Consider the following 13,429-nt stretch of genomic DNA (forward strand, 5'->3'; position numbering starts at 1 on the left):
GATGTCGCCGGAGAGAACCAGCGCCACGACGGAACCAGCGCAGCAAGGGCCAACGGGCCTTCGGCTGCATCTGGCCAATATCTACCAGCTCGTCATCAAGGAACTGCGCAGCATTCGGGCTGACCCTGTCATGCTCATCCTCGTGGTCTATGCTTTCAGCATCGCCGTCTACACGGTGGCGACCGGTGCCTCGACCGAGGCGAAGAACCTGACCGTCGGCATTGTCGACGAGGACCGCTCCGATCTCTCGCGCCAGATCCAGAACGCACTGAACCCACCGCTGTTCAAGAGCGCGCTGACGATCAGCGCACGCGACATCGACGAGGAGATGGATCACGGCCGGCTGGTCTTCGTGCTGGAAATCCCGCCCTCCTTCCAGGCCGATCTTCTCTCCGGCCGGCGGGCATCCGTGCAGCTCAATGTCGATGCCACCGCGATGACCCAGGCCGGAAACGGCTCGGTCTATATCCAGTCGATCATCGCGCAAGAGGTGACGAATTTCCTGGCCGGCCGGGAAACCGTGACCAGCGCCCCCATCAATGTCGTCATCCGCTCCAAGTTCAATCCGAACCTGAATTCGGCCTGGTTCACCTCGGTGATGCAGGTGATCAACAATGTCACGTTGCTGACAGTGATCCTGACCGGCGCGGCGCTGATCCGCGAACGCGAACAGGGCACGGTCGAGCATCTGCTGGTGATGCCGGTCGTGCCGGCCGAGATCATGCTGGCGAAGATCATCGCCAACGGGCTCGTCATCCTGGTCGCGGCCGGGCTGTCGCTCGCGGTCGTCGTGCAATGGTGGCTGCAGGTGCCGATCGCCGGCTCGCTGACGCTCTTCCTGGCGGGTGCGGCGCTCTACGCCTTCACGGTCGCGGCGCTCGGCATCATGCTCGGCACGCTCGCCACCTCGATGGGCCAGTTCGGGCTGCTCGCCATTCCGATCCTGGTGATCATGCAGCTCCTGTCGGGTTCCAGCACGCCGATGGAGAGCATGCCCGTCTGGCTGCAATATGTGATGCAGATCATCAGTCCGACACCGCATTTCGTGGGGTTCTCGCAGGCCGTGCTCTATCGCGGCGCGGGCCTCTCCGTGGTCTGGCTGCAGCTCGTCGCGCTCGTCGTCATCGGCAGTGTATACTTCACCTATGCGCTCAGCCGTTTCCGCCGCGTGATCTTCGGAGACTAGCCAGATGGGCACGATCGACGACATCGTCCGCGGCAAGAAGGGCCTGATCGTCGGCATCGCCAACGAGGACAGCATCGCCTTCGGATGCGGCAGGGTCCTGCACCGGCTCGGCGCGGAGCTGGCCATAACCTATCTGAACGCCAAGGCCGAGAAATGGGTGCGCCCGCTCGCGGAGGAACTCGGCAGCCCGATCATCATGCCGCTCGATGTCGAGATGCCCGGGCAGCTCGACGCCGTGTTCGAGGAAATCACAAGGCGCTGGGGCAAGCTCGACTTCGTCATCCACTCGATCGCGTTTGCACCGCGCGACGACCTGCATGGCCGGGTCGTCGATGTGACGCGGGACGGCTTCGAGCAGGCAATGCGCGTCTCCTGCTATTCGCTGATCGAAATGGCCCGCAAGGCCGAGCCGCTGATGAGCGCGGGCGGCGCGATCCTGACCATGAGCTATTACGGCGCCGAGAAGGTGCTCGACAATTACAACATCATGGGACCGGTGAAGGCTGCGCTCGAGAGCACGACCCGCTATCTCGCCCATGAACTCGGCCAGAAGGGCATCCGCCTGCACGCGCTCTCGCCGGGCCCGTTGAAGACACGCGCCGCCGGCGGCATCGCCGGTTTCGACGAGCTTCTGTCCCAAGCCGCGGCGCGGGCTCCGCAAGGGCGCGTCGTCACCATCGACGAGGTCGGGCAGGTCGCCGCTTTCCTGATCAGCGATGCCGCCACCGGCATGACCGGCAACACGATCTATGTCGATGCCGGCTATCACATCATGGGTTAGGTCATCGGACCGGACATCGTATCCCGGCCGGTGATCTTCTGCGTTTGCATCGGCCCTCCCGAAAACCGTCATCCACTTTTCGAGCCGATGATTCTCTGTGCTTGCATCGGCTTTCCCGAAAACCGTAATCCACTTTTCGGGCCGATGCCTGAGGCTGCCCGCCGCACGCTTCAGGCGGGGACAGCGCGCGGCGTTCCGTCCGGATCCGTCGCTTCCGGCTCCTGCGAGATCGGTGCCGTCAATGGGTCGATGATCTCGAAGGGACGCTCGACCCGGACAGGCGGCGCCTTGACGAGCACGCGCAGGCCGGAGACCGCGGCGAGCAGGATGGTCGCGGCCGCCATGAAATAGAGCAGCCCGCCAATATCGAAGCGCGACATGACGGCGGCGCCGAGCATCGGCCCCAGGGCCGAGCCGAAGCCGCTGACCAGGATCAACCTGCCGCTGACGGCAACGACGCGATCTGAGGGCATGCGATCGAGCGCATGGGCGACGCAGACCGGATAGAGCGTCGACATGAAGCCGCCGAGCACCGCCGCCACGGGCAGCACCGCTGCAAGCTTCGGGGGCAACATGACCAGCAGCAGCGCCGCCGCCGCAAAGCCGAGCGCGAGGCCGGCCAGAACCAGCCGGCGGTCGCCACGATCAGACAGGCGCCCAACCGGAACCTGAAGCGCCAGACCGCCCAGCACCGCGACCAGCATGAAGAGCGCGATCGTCTGCTGCGGCACGCCATTGCTCAGCATCCAGGCCGGTACGAGCGCGTAGAAGGCGCTGCTGATCATGCCACTGATGACGCAGCCGACCACGGCCACCGGCGCCTGCCGGGTCAACTCGCCATAGCGCAGCGTCGCCTCCGGTGCGATCCCCGGCGCCTCGGCGCGCGTCGTGCTGACCATCACCAGGGCAAGTGCAAAGAGCACGGCGATGATGTTGAAGGGCGTCATGGAGTGAATGGCGAGTTTGCCGATCAGCAACTGGCCGAGCGCCAGCGCCAGGAACGTGCCGACCATGTAGATCGAGAACACCCGCCCGCGCTGATCCGCCTGCGCCTTGGCGTTCAGCCAGCTCTCCGTGGTGATGAACAGGCCGACGCAGCCCATGCCGATGACGGCGCGGCAAACGATCCAGGCCAATGGCGAGACAAGAAGCGGCATCGTGGCTGTCGCAACCACCACCATGCCCGCGAATGCGGCATAGGCGCGGATATGGCCGATGCGCTGGATCACCTGCCCGGACCCGACCGCCCCGATGGTGAAGCCGATGAAATAGGCGCTGAGCACGACGCCGTTCAGCGTGGAACCGAAATCCTCGATCGTCAGCCGCAGGGACAGGAAGGTGTTGAAGAAGCCGTTCGCGAGCTGAATGAGGCTCGTCGCGGCGATGAGAGTTCCGATCTGCACGAGCATCGGCCAGGCTCCTTTCGCTAGCGGCCGAGAGATGCCGGCCAGAGTGTCGCGCGCCCGCAGGAATGCGACGTCCGCCCCGGAGATTCTTCGGGCGGTCCAGGGTGGCTAGCGTGAGAATGTGGGCTGAGTGCGTCGCAACATGGACTCGGGTGCCTGCCAGTTCGCGACGGGCGAGCAGCAGAACCATCCGCTGGATGTCAGTCGTCCTGCCTCAGCTCCCAGGCGAGCATGGCATCATGGATCGCGTCGAGTTCCTCGTCCTTCGCCCGGCAATCCGGCCTGGTGCGCAGTTCCTCGAGGCGCTCGCAAGCGCAGGCGTAGTCCTCTTCCGAGTAGATAATGACCAGCCGATTCATGACCAACTCACCAAGCATAAGACGGGCCAGGCCGCCCGCGATGACGACATGGGCTGGTCTAAAGACCGCCTGCATGACCTGCAGATGACAGCCGCGGGTGCCACATGGGATGCGCCCTGGGCGCTATCCGAACCGGCCGCTTCCGATATGCTCGTCGAACGATCGCCACGCCCGAGCCAAGCCGCAGACCGATATGGATGAACACGCCCTCCTGAGCCGCCTCGCCGTTTCCCTCGCCATCGGGCTCGTGGTCGGTCTCGAACGTGGCTGGCGCACGCGCGACGAGGATGACCACCAGCGCGCCGCGGGCCTGCGCACCTTCGCGCTGTCCGGGCTGCTCGGCGGCGTGACCGGAGCCATCGGCCAGCAGCTCGGGGGCATCGCGATCGGCCTGGTCTTTCTCGGATACAGTGCGGCTTTCGGCGCCTTCCACTGGCTGGAGGCGCGCGCCGAGCAGAATGTCAGTGCGACCTCAGTCATCGCCGGGATGCTGACCTTCATGCTGGGCGCGCTCGCCGTGGTGGGCGATCTCACTGCGGCGATTGCAGGCGCAGTCGCGATGACCTTGCTGCTGGCGTTGCGCGAACAGCTGCACCGGTGGGTGGCCTCGCTGAGCTGGCAGGAAATCCGCTCGGTCCTGACCCTGCTCGCGATGTCGTTCCTGTTGCTTCCGATTTTGCCGAACCGCCCGATCGACCCATGGGGATCGATCAATCCCTATTCGATCTGGCTGCTCGCCATCCTGATCGCGGCCGTGTCCTTCGGAGGCTATGTCGCGGTCCGGATCTTTGGCGACCGCCTTGGCGTGATCATGGCGGCGGTCGCCGGCGGCCTCGCCTCCTCCACCGCGACAACGCTGACCCTGGCCGGGCTCGCGCGCCAGCATTCTGATTCCGGCCGTCTGCTCAGCGCCGGCATCCTCATCGCCGGGGTGGTGATGGTCCTGCGCGTCGCTGTGGTCGCGATGGCATTGAACCCGGTCCTGATCCCGCTCCTTGCACTGCCCCTTGCCTGCGCCGGCGGCGTCCTGGCGGCAGGCGCCGGCCTCATGCTGATCAACACTGGCGGCTCCTCCGAGCGCCCGGAGCTGAAGATCTCGAATCCACTGGAACTCGGCTCCGCTCTGAAGATGGCAGCGTTCATCGCGGTGGTGATGCTTGCCRCACGCCTGCTGCAGCAGCATTTCGGCGATGCGGGCGTGCTCGCCACGGCCGCTCTGTCCGGCATTGCTGATGTCGATGCCGTCGTGATCTCGATGTCGCGCATGGCGCTCGGCGTCATTGACCCGACGCTCGCGGGCCATGCGATCCTGCTCGCGACAGGCGTCAACACGTTGGTCAAGGCCGGGCTCGCCGCCTCCACGGGCGGCATGGCGCTTKGCTTGCGCGTCGGCTGCGTAAGCGGCCTCGCCGTCGCAGCAGGGCTTCTGGCGGGGTTTCGATAGGTCGCGCCTTCCAGCGGGGCGCGAGGCGTAGTTGGCTCGGGCTCCCGTCGGGCTCAACGGCCTCCGTTCGGCAGCCTCACGGCACGACATGGCCCCGCGCGCGTTTGCCATTGGACAATCGGCATGAGCACCCGGACCTGACAGGCGCCGTGCCCTTCAGCACGCAGATCCGGCTCGATGTCTGGCAGTGCCGGCCGGTCGTTCTGACCGCGCGGCGATCGACCATGCCATATCCGGCCCCGATGCCGGCGTTGCCCAGCGGCTGCGTGCCTCCATAGCCGATCGGCGGGCCTGCGCCCGGGATCCCGCCGCCACTCGAATGCAATCGGATATCCGGCACACTGTCGMTGAGCGAGGGGGGCCCAAGACCTTGCCTGGGGCCACCAGGTGTGAGCGGCGCGTTCCCTGGCGTGCCGATCTGCGCCCCGGCCGGCGCTGCCAGAACCAGGGAGAGCATGAAGGACAAAGCTGCGGTGAACCTGCGCGTCATGGTGAGACCTCCCGGAACAACCAGCACTTGCACGGCTTGGAAGGCCTGCGTCGTCGCAGCCCTCGGCGCTCTTGTCGAGATCACACCTGTTGCAGGCCCGTGTCGAGTCGCGAGTCGGCGCCTCCGGTGGCTGCCGCTCGTCATTGACCGAGGCTGCGATCGACCTGTGAACGCGGCGGGCGAGCGAGCTGACGCGGCATGACACCGTCAAGCGGCCCAGGCGATATCCGCCAACATCGGGGCTCGGGGACTGCCCCGGGGCAAGCAGTACGACTGCCCGAGGTCGGGCCGTGAGCTATCGAGAGCGAGCCCCGGGGGCCTGTGCGTGTTGGCTACCGAGTTGAACGACAATCAGATCTAGCCTGCCGTCGGGAGCGATGCGGATCACGCTGCCGTCTTCGTTCAGGATATAGGCTGACAGGCCTGCCTTCTGCGCGCGTTCGACCTCCCTGCGCCGGAACTGCTCAAGCTTCTCGTCACAGGTGGGGCTCATGGTGCGCTCCGACATTCGTCAGTGCGTGAAAGACTACGCATTCCGGCCGGTCGGATATGTGAGGCACCTCACTTAGCGTGACGCAGGGATGCCCGAGTGGGAATGCTGGGTCCGGGACGGCATGCCCAAGCGACGTTCCGCCGTCGTCGGACACGGCTCTCGCTACGCCAAATTGTGACGCCGATCTTCATCAGCTGGCTGGCACCAACGCCCGGCGTTTTCGTCGAGCGGCCGCCTTGCCGTATAGCTCTGCTCATCGAATCGCCATTGACGGAAGAGATCATGCCTAAGCTCTGCAAGTTCACTTCGCCCTCCGATGGGAAGCCCGTCTACGTCAATCCCKCGCAGGTCAGCGTGGTCTATACGTTCAAGGGCAACCCGCCGGACACCATCATCGGCTTCCGCAAGGACTTCATGCTCGGCGTGAGGGAGAGCCTGGAAGAGGTGGTCGAGATTCTCGACAAGGCGACGGCCGAGGAGACGGCTGGCAGCTAGACCTGCGAAACATGGGGCAGCCGGGTCGCTCGGGCCGTTCCGGCTCGCGCGGGAGCGTCCCGGCCTTGCTCCCGATTGACCTTATCCTGGTCAGGACAGCCGCCTGTCGCGGATGTCGAAAATGCGCTCGCATATCCCGAGATGTTGGGCGAGCAGCGTCTGCAGAGGCGTCAGCGGCCGGAAAGCGCGCATGTCCTGCTCGAAATCGACCTCCTCGGCCCAAGCCGCGATCGCCTCATCGGCAGCGAGCAATTGCTCCTCGGTCGGGGCCCCGACGTGGGGTTGGCCCCTCTCTTCCGCGAGGCTCAGCGCGATCGTCTGCCGCAGCTCCTGCTCCAACCGAATGAGCGGCTCGAGTTCATCGACATAGGACATGAAATCTCCTCCTGCAGGCGYAGCGAGCACTCGCTGCTGATCGGATCGTGTGTGAGCCATTCAGGCAGCTCGCGAGTAGGTACCTTCCGCCTGCCACACACCCATATCGTTCAGCGCCTAGAGCCTGACAGCATGGCATTTGCGAGCGGGAAGCCGACTTGCCCGCATTGCTACCGGACATATGCAAAGCAGGCCGCCACTCGGAAGTGATGCTTCGCGATTCGTGATCAGCAGCATAAGACCGAGGAAACGCTCGGCTCTTTGCCCCAGATTGGCCCTACGGCTGATCCGGAATGCTTGTGAAACCAAGCTAAACAATGGTGCGCAGGAGGGAACCGTAAGAAATCTATATGGCATTCAAATTTAAAATATTTTTCTAATTCAAGTATCCATAAGGCCAACAATCAAAAACGCCGCGGCGCTCCAAGTGAGCTTTCCACAGGCGGAAGCGTTTTGAAGCAAGTCTGGCGATACGCCCCTCACGGCGCTTGCCCAACGTCTAGCAAAAATGGGCGCGAATGCTATCTTCGCGCCGGGATGACGCAAGAGACTCGACGGCAGGTGGTCACGATGAAACAGGCATTGTTCGCGGCAGTTGCCGTCATTGGCATCAGTGGTACAGCCACCGCCMAAAATTGCCCCTATGATTCCCGGTGCATCAACAATCCGTATGGAGCCGGTAACCCGTACAATCCGGACAGCTTGAACAACCCCTACGGCCGCTACGGCTCGCCTTACAGCAACGAGTCAGCAAAGAACCCTTACGCAACAAACGCGCCGAAGCTCTATGACCAAGACGGTAACTATCGAGGTCGCCTCAGCGCGAATCCATACGATCCAGACAGCACGAGCAATCCTTACGGACGATACGGCAGCCCGTATTCGTCTGACAGCATCAACAACCCCTACGGGGCAGGAAATCCGTATGGCCGACCGCTAACCGTTGTGCCCCAGAACTGACTACTTGACTTATTGGCCGCAGAGAATTGGTTCGAGCCTAGGAGCCGTGGGCGCTTGGTCTCGAGCGGCGGCCTGCACTGTGAACTGATGGGGTGGATGCCCCCCTCCGGCCGGCACCGTAAGGTGCCCGCGAGCGCCATGAAGGCGCGTTGGAAGGAGGAGCCGTGGCGATCGATCTCGCCAAGCGAAACTTCCAAGTCTGCGCGACTTCAGGCCGGAATTATCTAGGAAAATCGACAACCTCAAGGGGTTGGATGGTGCCGCAAGAGGGATTCGAACCCCCGACCCCCTCATTACGAATGAGGTGCTCTACCAGCTGAGCTATTGCGGCGACGGGTGGGGCTCTACCAGCCCTGCCCAATCTTGGCAAGACGAACGGAGCAGAACATGCCCCGTCTTCTCACGATTTGCGCAGCTTTTCCGTTTCGGGCTTTTCCTGGCCGAGCGCGACGATGCCACGGCGGATGGCGCGGGTGCGGGTGAAATGCTTGTGCAGGGTCTCGCCATCGCCGAAGCGAATGGCGCGGGTCAGCACCGAAAGGTCTTCGCTGAAGCGCCCCAGCATCTCCAGAACCGCTTCCTTGTTGTGCAGGAAGACGTCGCGCCACATCGTCGGGTCGGATGCCGCGATGCGGGTGAAATCGCGAAAGCCGCCGGCCGAGAACTTGATCACCTCGGACTGGGTCACCGCCTCGAGATCCTCGGCCGTGCCGACGATATTGTAGGCGATCAGGTGCGGCAGATGGCTGGTGACGGCAAGCACGAGATCATGATGCTGCGCACTCATCACCTCGACCAGGGCGCCCATGCCCTCCCAGAAATGCCGGGTGCGCGAAACCGCGCCGTCATCGCTGCCGTCCGGCGGAGTGAGGATGCACCAGCGATTCAGGAAGAGGCTGGCAAAGCCCGCATCCGGGCCGGAATTCTCTGTGCCCGCAACCGGATGGGCCGGGACGAAATGCACGCCCGCTGGCAGATGCGGCGCGACAGCCTCGACCACCGCGTTCTTGACCGAGCCGACATCCGAGACGATCGCGCCCTGCTTCAGGGCAGACGCGATCTCACCTGCGACCGCACCGCAGGCGCCGACGGGCACGCAGAGAATGACCAGATCGGCATCGGCCACGGCGGCCTGCACGGTCTCCGCCACCTCATGGCCGAGATCGAGCTCGCGGGCGCGGGCCCGCACGCCCTCGTCCCGGTCGCTCAGGACGATGCGCCCGGCCAGATTGAGATCCTTGGCCGCATGGGCGATCGACGAGCCGATCAGCCCGATGCCGATGATCGCGAGGCAGCCGAAGATCGGCTCCTCACGCCGCGGAGCAAAGCTCTCGGTCGTCGCCGTCATTGCTTGCCGGCCAGGAAGTCGCCAAGCGCCGCAACGACGAGGCGGTTCGCCTCCTCGGAGCCGATTGTCATGCGCAGCGCGTCCGGCAGGCCATAGGCCCCGACGCTGCGCAGGATCAGCCCACGCTGGCTCAGGAAGGCGTCAGCCTCCTTCGCCGTCTTGCCGGAGGTTTTTGGGAAATGGATCAGGATGAAGTTGCCGACCGACGGCGTGACGGTCAGGCCGAGCCTTTCCACCTCGGCCGTCGTCCAGGCGAGCCAGGTCTCGTTGTGCTGGAGCGCGGCCGCGACATGGGCTTCGTCGGCGATCGCAGCGGTGCCGGCCTCGATCGCCGCGCCGTTGACGTTGAACGGGCCGCGGACGCGGTTGAGCGCATCGATGACATGGGCAGGCCCGTAGAGCCAGCCGAGGCGCAGATTGGCGAGGCCGTAGATCTTTGAGAAGGTGCGCGCCATCACGACGTTCTCGTTGGTCGCCACCAGTTCGAGCCCCGACGCATAGTCGTTGCGACGGACATATTCGGCATAGGCGGCGTCGAGCACCAGCAGCACATCGGAGGGCAGGCCGGCATGCAGGCGCTTGACCTCCTCGAAGGGCAGATAGGTGCCGGTCGGGTTGTTGGGATTGGCGAGGAAGACGATCTTCGTCCGTGGCGTCACCGCCTTCAGGATCGCGTCGACATCGGCGGTGAGATTGGCCTCGGGCACGACCACGGGCTTGCCGCCGGCCGCCAGGATGGCGATGCGGTAAACGAGGAATCCGTGCTCGGTGAAGATGCCCTCGTCATCGTCGCCGAGATAGGTCTTGGTGACGAGTTGCAGCAATTCGTCGGATCCCGAGCCGCACACGAGGCGTGCGGGGTCGAGGCCGTAGCGCGACGCGATCGCCTCACGCAGCTTGGTGGCMGAGCCGTCCGGATAGAGCTCGAGCTTGCCCTTGAGGCTGTCAAAGGCGGCGATTGCCTTCGGGCTCGGGCCGAGCGGGGTCTCGTTCGAGGAAAGCTTATGCAGCTTCACCCCCGCCGGAGCCGTGGACTTGCCGGGCACATAGGCCTCGATATCGAGGACACCGGGACGCGGAACAGGGCGGGAAGCAGGCGTGGCCATGGCTTGTGGACCTTGTCAGGGGAATGAGATGGAGATCAGCGGACTGGCTTGACGGCAAAACGGGCGGCGTGGCTGCCGATTTCGGCGAACTCGCTGAGGCCCGCAGGTTCGAGCGCGGCACGGATCGCGCTCTGCTCGACTTCTCCCGAAGCAGCGACCAGCAGCGAAAGATGCGAACCGTCGGCGGCGCTGGCGGAGACCTCGGCGAGATGCTGGGCGAGACCTGCACGCAGCGTCTCCGACCAGCGTTCAACCCTGGCGGCATAAAGCACGATCTCGCGCACGGCCGCATCCGCAAGCGGCTTGGCGATGCAGTAGACCGGTGTGCCCGCGGGATGGTCAGGCCGCTCGATGAAGGGCAGGCGCGCGATGATCTTCGGCCGCTCCGGGCCGATGAGATCGCGCCACCAGACACCGGCGCTGGCGCCGAGGTCCATGCGGAAGATGCCGAGATCCCCAGCGGATTCGGCAACGGCAGCGATCACCGCACGCGCATGCTCGTGGGTAACGAAGGGCACGGTGAAGCCGAAATGGAACCGCGCGGAATCGCGCATCGCCGCGTCGCCGCCCGAGACATCGGCATGGACGGCGTAATTCGCCTGAACATAGGTGAAGGTCGCGATGATGATGCGCCAGATGCCCTCGACGGTGTCGAGTGGCAGCAGGCCCTTATGACGCAGCGCCAGCCGCTTCATCATGTCGGCCTCGCGGCCGGGCCGGAATGCCGAACCCGACACCTGCGTCTTCTTCACGGCGATCAGCGTTTCGATGATCTGCGAGCGCTCCATCAAGAGCGCGTGCATCTCGCTGTCGATGCGGTCGATCTCACCGCGCAGATCGGCAAGGGTGGTCGGAGCGATTTCGGTCATGGCGTGATCTTGGCGCGTGAGGCGACGGACGCGCGTCTCTTAGACCTCAAGCCCGCGCTTAGCAAAGCCAGCTTCGCGCGGGGCCGCGTTGACAGCGCGCCTGCGGCACGCCATCGGTAAGTTCGATCTTTCGAACGAGCCGACCGGCAAGACAAATCAGCCTGTCAAAGCGGACGACGATGCGCGACGAAATCCTGAGCCTTGCAGACCCGCTGAAGGAAGCGAACGATCCCTCGAGCCCGRTCGTCCGGTTCGACGCAGCCACGCCGCTGGTGATGGATTGCGGCGTGGCGCTCGACAGCTGGCAGATCGCCTACCAGACCTATGGCGAACTCAATGCGGCCCGGTCGAATGCCGTCCTCGTCTGTCATGCCCTGACCGGCGACCAGCATGTCGCCAGCCGCAACCCGATCACCGGCAAGGGCGGCTGGTGGGCGGCGATGATCGGCCCCGGCAAACCGATCGACACCGACCGCTTCTTCGTGATCTGCGCCAATGTCGTCGGCGGCTGCACCGGCACGACGGGGCCGGCCTCGACCAACCCGGACACCGGCAAGCCCTGGGGCCTCGGCTTCCCGATGGTGACGATCCGCGACATGGTGCGGGCACAGGCGCATCTGGTCGATGCGCTCGGCATCGAGTCGCTGTTCTGCGTCGCCGGCGGCTCGATGGGCGGCATGCAGGTGCTGGAATGGGCAGCGAGCTATCCCGCACGCGTCTTCTCGGCGCTGCCGCTTGCGACCTCCGCCAAGCACTCGGCCCAGAACATCGCTTTCCACGAAGTCGGCCGCCAGGCGGTGATGGCCGATCCTGACTGGCGCGGCGGGCGCTATCTCGAAGAAGGCACGCGTCCGTCCAAAGGCCTCTCCGTGGCGCGCATGGGTGCGCATATCACCTATCTGTCGGAACCCGCTCTGCACCGGAAATTCGGCCGCAAGCTGCAGGATCGCGAGGCGCCGACCTTCTCCTTCGATGCCGATTTCCAGGTCGAAAGCTACCTGCGGCACCAGGGCCTGAGCTTCGTCGAACGCTTCGACGCCAATTCCTATCTCTATGTGACGCGCGCGATGGATTATTTCGACATCGCCGCCGATCATGACGGCGTGCTCGCCAAGGCCTTCGCGGGCACGAAGACGCGCTTCTGCGTCGCCTCCTTCACCTCGGACTGGTTGTTCCCGACCGCGGATTCGCGTGCCGTCGTTCATGCGCTCAATGCTGCCGGCGCTTCGGTCTCCTTCGTCGAGCTTGAAAGCGACAAGGGCCACGACGCCTTCCTGCTGGAGGAACCGAACCTGTTTGCGACCACGCGCGGCTTCATCAATGCGGCAGCTCGGGCAAGAGGGTTGTGAGGCCATGGCGCTGAGCGAGACCTATACCAATCGCATCGACCTCAAGCTCGTCGCCGAGATGGTGACGCCGGGCACGCGCGTGCTCGATGTCGGCTGCGGCGACGGCGCATTGCTGGCCCTGCTGGCCGAGACGCGCCAGGTCGACGCACGCGGCATCGAACTGTCTCGCGAGGGTGTCGCGGGCTGCGTCGCGCGGGGGCTGTCGGTGATCCAGGGCGACGCCGATACCGACCTCGCCGACTATCCCGATGATTCCTTCGACTACGTCATCCTCTCCCAGACGATCCAGGCGACGCGCAATCCGCGCCTGGTTCTGGAGCACATGCTGCGCATCGGCCGTCGCGCCATCATCTCCTTCCCGAATTTCGGGCATTGGCGCATGCGCAGCCAGATCTTCTTCCGCGGCCAGATGCCGGTGACCGATGCCCTGCCCTATTCCTGGTGGGACACCCCGAACATCCATTTCTGCACGATCCGCGACTTCGTCACCCTGTGCGATGTCGTCGGCGCACAGAAGGAGCGCGCCGTCGCGCTCGATGCGGCGGGCGGCAAGGTTGGCGTCAGCGCACCCTGGTGGTTCTGGAACCTGTTCGGCGCGCAGGCGGTGTTCCTGCTGAAGCGAGGCTGAGCCCTCCCGCTCCCGAGACCGAGTGCCGGACGAAGCGTCGGCGGATCGGCGCAGCGCAGCCCTAAAACGAGAAAAGGGCCGCTTGCGCGGCCCTTCCCTCATCCATCTCGCGGCGGTCGCTGCCTCCTTCCCAGTTGGGA

At 64.8% G+C, this 13,429-nt stretch carries 15 protein-coding genes and 1 tRNA gene; 7 read left to right on the forward strand and 9 right to left on the reverse strand.

Annotated elements, in window-relative coordinates; translation table 11 throughout:
• Nucleotide 1 precedes the first annotated feature (1 nt).
• Together AC1DJT_RS02530 and fabI are read left to right on the forward strand one after the other, a co-directional pair.
• Entirely contained in the window at nucleotides 2-1,186 is a 1,185-nt protein-coding gene (locus tag AC1DJT_RS02530; protein WP_441506071.1) for an ABC transporter permease, read from the forward strand.
• Between the two features lie 4 nt (nucleotides 1,187-1,190).
• Nucleotides 1,191-1,967, forward strand: coding sequence for an enoyl-ACP reductase FabI (gene fabI / locus AC1DJT_RS02535; RefSeq protein ID WP_441506070.1), 777 nt, complete (start codon nucleotides 1,191-1,193; stop codon nucleotides 1,965-1,967).
• Nucleotides 1,968-2,137: 170 nt separating this feature from the next.
• Here fabI and AC1DJT_RS02540 read toward each other — a convergent pair whose 3' ends face one another.
• The gene (locus AC1DJT_RS02540) at nucleotides 2,138-3,376 is read right to left on the reverse strand and encodes an MFS transporter (protein ID WP_441506069.1); all 1,239 of its coding nucleotides are present in this window, start codon (nucleotides 3,374-3,376) and stop codon (nucleotides 2,138-2,140) included.
• A gap of 197 nt (nucleotides 3,377-3,573) precedes the next feature.
• Nucleotides 3,574-3,732 carry a hypothetical protein gene (locus tag AC1DJT_RS02545; protein ID WP_441490082.1) on the reverse strand — a complete coding sequence of 53 codons (159 nt, stop codon included), beginning with the start codon at nucleotides 3,730-3,732 and terminating at the stop codon, nucleotides 3,574-3,576.
• A 193-nt stretch (nucleotides 3,733-3,925) separates the two neighbouring features.
• On the opposite strand from AC1DJT_RS02545, the gene AC1DJT_RS02550 reads away from it, so the two are divergent.
• The gene (locus AC1DJT_RS02550; protein ID WP_476833467.1) at nucleotides 3,926-5,176 is read left to right on the forward strand and encodes an MgtC/SapB family protein; all 1,251 of its coding nucleotides are present in this window, start codon (nucleotides 3,926-3,928) and stop codon (nucleotides 5,174-5,176) included.
• Between the two features lie 76 nt (nucleotides 5,177-5,252).
• Here the strand turns inward: AC1DJT_RS02550 and AC1DJT_RS02555 are convergent, their stop codons facing one another.
• Both AC1DJT_RS02555 and AC1DJT_RS02560 read right to left on the reverse strand, forming a co-directional pair.
• Nucleotides 5,253-5,666 carry a hypothetical protein gene (locus AC1DJT_RS02555; protein WP_476833468.1) on the reverse strand — a complete coding sequence of 138 codons (414 nt, stop codon included), beginning with the start codon at nucleotides 5,664-5,666 and terminating at the stop codon, nucleotides 5,253-5,255.
• A gap of 295 nt (nucleotides 5,667-5,961) precedes the next feature.
• A complete protein-coding gene (locus AC1DJT_RS02560) occupies nucleotides 5,962-6,159 on the reverse strand; it encodes a hypothetical protein (RefSeq protein ID WP_441490085.1) in 198 nt (65 codons plus the stop codon).
• 282 nt (nucleotides 6,160-6,441) lie between these two features.
• Here AC1DJT_RS02560 and AC1DJT_RS02565 point away from each other — a divergent pair, with 282 nt between their 5' ends.
• Complete coding sequence (locus AC1DJT_RS02565; protein ID WP_476833469.1) at nucleotides 6,442-6,654, forward strand: hypothetical protein; 213 nt, start codon at nucleotides 6,442-6,444, stop codon at nucleotides 6,652-6,654.
• 90 nt (nucleotides 6,655-6,744) lie between these two features.
• On the opposite strand, the gene AC1DJT_RS02570 is transcribed toward AC1DJT_RS02565, so the two are convergent.
• Entirely contained in the window at nucleotides 6,745-7,029 is a 285-nt protein-coding gene (locus AC1DJT_RS02570; protein ID WP_441506065.1) for a hypothetical protein, read from the reverse strand.
• Between the two features lie 570 nt (nucleotides 7,030-7,599).
• On the opposite strand from AC1DJT_RS02570, the gene AC1DJT_RS02575 reads away from it, so the two are divergent.
• A complete protein-coding gene (locus tag AC1DJT_RS02575; protein WP_476833470.1) occupies nucleotides 7,600-7,989 on the forward strand; it encodes a hypothetical protein in 390 nt (129 codons plus the stop codon).
• Nucleotides 7,990-8,244: 255 nt separating this feature from the next.
• Here the strand turns inward: AC1DJT_RS02575 and AC1DJT_RS02580 are convergent.
• From AC1DJT_RS02580 to AC1DJT_RS02595, 4 genes are all read right to left on the reverse strand, one after another.
• Nucleotides 8,245-8,320: transfer RNA gene (locus tag AC1DJT_RS02580), tRNA-Thr, on the reverse strand.
• 69 nt (nucleotides 8,321-8,389) lie between these two features.
• Nucleotides 8,390-9,337: a prephenate/arogenate dehydrogenase family protein gene (locus AC1DJT_RS02585; protein WP_441506063.1), complete on the reverse strand. Its 948-nt coding sequence runs from the start codon at nucleotides 9,335-9,337 to the stop codon at nucleotides 8,390-8,392.
• A complete protein-coding gene (locus AC1DJT_RS02590) occupies nucleotides 9,334-10,443 on the reverse strand; it encodes a pyridoxal phosphate-dependent aminotransferase (protein ID WP_441506062.1) in 1,110 nt (369 codons plus the stop codon). The genes AC1DJT_RS02585 and AC1DJT_RS02590 overlap by 4 nt, the downstream gene beginning before the upstream one ends.
• 35 nt (nucleotides 10,444-10,478) lie before the next feature.
• A complete protein-coding gene (locus AC1DJT_RS02595) occupies nucleotides 10,479-11,312 on the reverse strand; it encodes a chorismate mutase (protein ID WP_441490091.1) in 834 nt (277 codons plus the stop codon).
• Between the two features lie 179 nt (nucleotides 11,313-11,491).
• Between AC1DJT_RS02595 and metX the strand changes: the two genes are divergently transcribed.
• Nucleotides 11,492-12,661 (forward strand): homoserine O-acetyltransferase MetX, encoded by a 1,170-nt coding sequence (metX, locus tag AC1DJT_RS02600; protein WP_476833471.1) that lies wholly within the window; start codon nucleotides 11,492-11,494, stop codon nucleotides 12,659-12,661.
• 4 nt (nucleotides 12,662-12,665) lie between these two features.
• Entirely contained in the window at nucleotides 12,666-13,289 is a 624-nt protein-coding gene (gene metW / locus AC1DJT_RS02605; RefSeq protein WP_441490093.1) for a methionine biosynthesis protein MetW, read from the forward strand.
• The last annotated feature ends 140 nt before the right edge of the window (nucleotides 13,290-13,429 follow it).

It is taken from the genome of Allobosea sp. 05T422_2 (genome assembly GCF_056396265.1).

What these genes read in the sequence shown, in the direction of transcription:
- AC1DJT_RS02570 (WP_441506065.1), bottom strand. Translation starts at nt 7,029, where the DNA reads ATGTCCTATGTCGATGAACTCGAGCCGCTCATTCGGTTGGAGCAGGAG.
- AC1DJT_RS02545 (WP_441490082.1), bottom strand. Translation starts at nt 3,732, where the DNA reads ATGAATCGGCTGGTCATTATCTACTCGGAAGAGGACTACGCCTGCGCT.
- fabI (WP_441506070.1), top strand. Translation starts at nt 1,191, where the DNA reads ATGGGCACGATCGACGACATCGTCCGCGGCAAGAAGGGCCTGATCGTC.
- metW (WP_441490093.1), top strand. Translation starts at nt 12,666, where the DNA reads ATGGCGCTGAGCGAGACCTATACCAATCGCATCGACCTCAAGCTCGTC.
- AC1DJT_RS02585 (WP_441506063.1), bottom strand. Translation starts at nt 9,337, where the DNA reads ATGACGGCGACGACCGAGAGCTTTGCTCCGCGGCGTGAGGAGCCGATC.
- AC1DJT_RS02560 (WP_441490085.1), bottom strand. Translation starts at nt 6,159, where the DNA reads ATGAGCCCCACCTGTGACGAGAAGCTTGAGCAGTTCCGGCGCAGGGAG.
- AC1DJT_RS02530 (WP_441506071.1), top strand. Translation starts at nt 2, where the DNA reads ATGTCGCCGGAGAGAACCAGCGCCACGACGGAACCAGCGCAGCAAGGG.
- AC1DJT_RS02595 (WP_441490091.1), bottom strand. Translation starts at nt 11,312, where the DNA reads ATGACCGAAATCGCTCCGACCACCCTTGCCGATCTGCGCGGTGAGATC.
- AC1DJT_RS02540 (WP_441506069.1), bottom strand. Translation starts at nt 3,376, where the DNA reads ATGCTCGTGCAGATCGGAACTCTCATCGCCGCGACGAGCCTCATTCAG.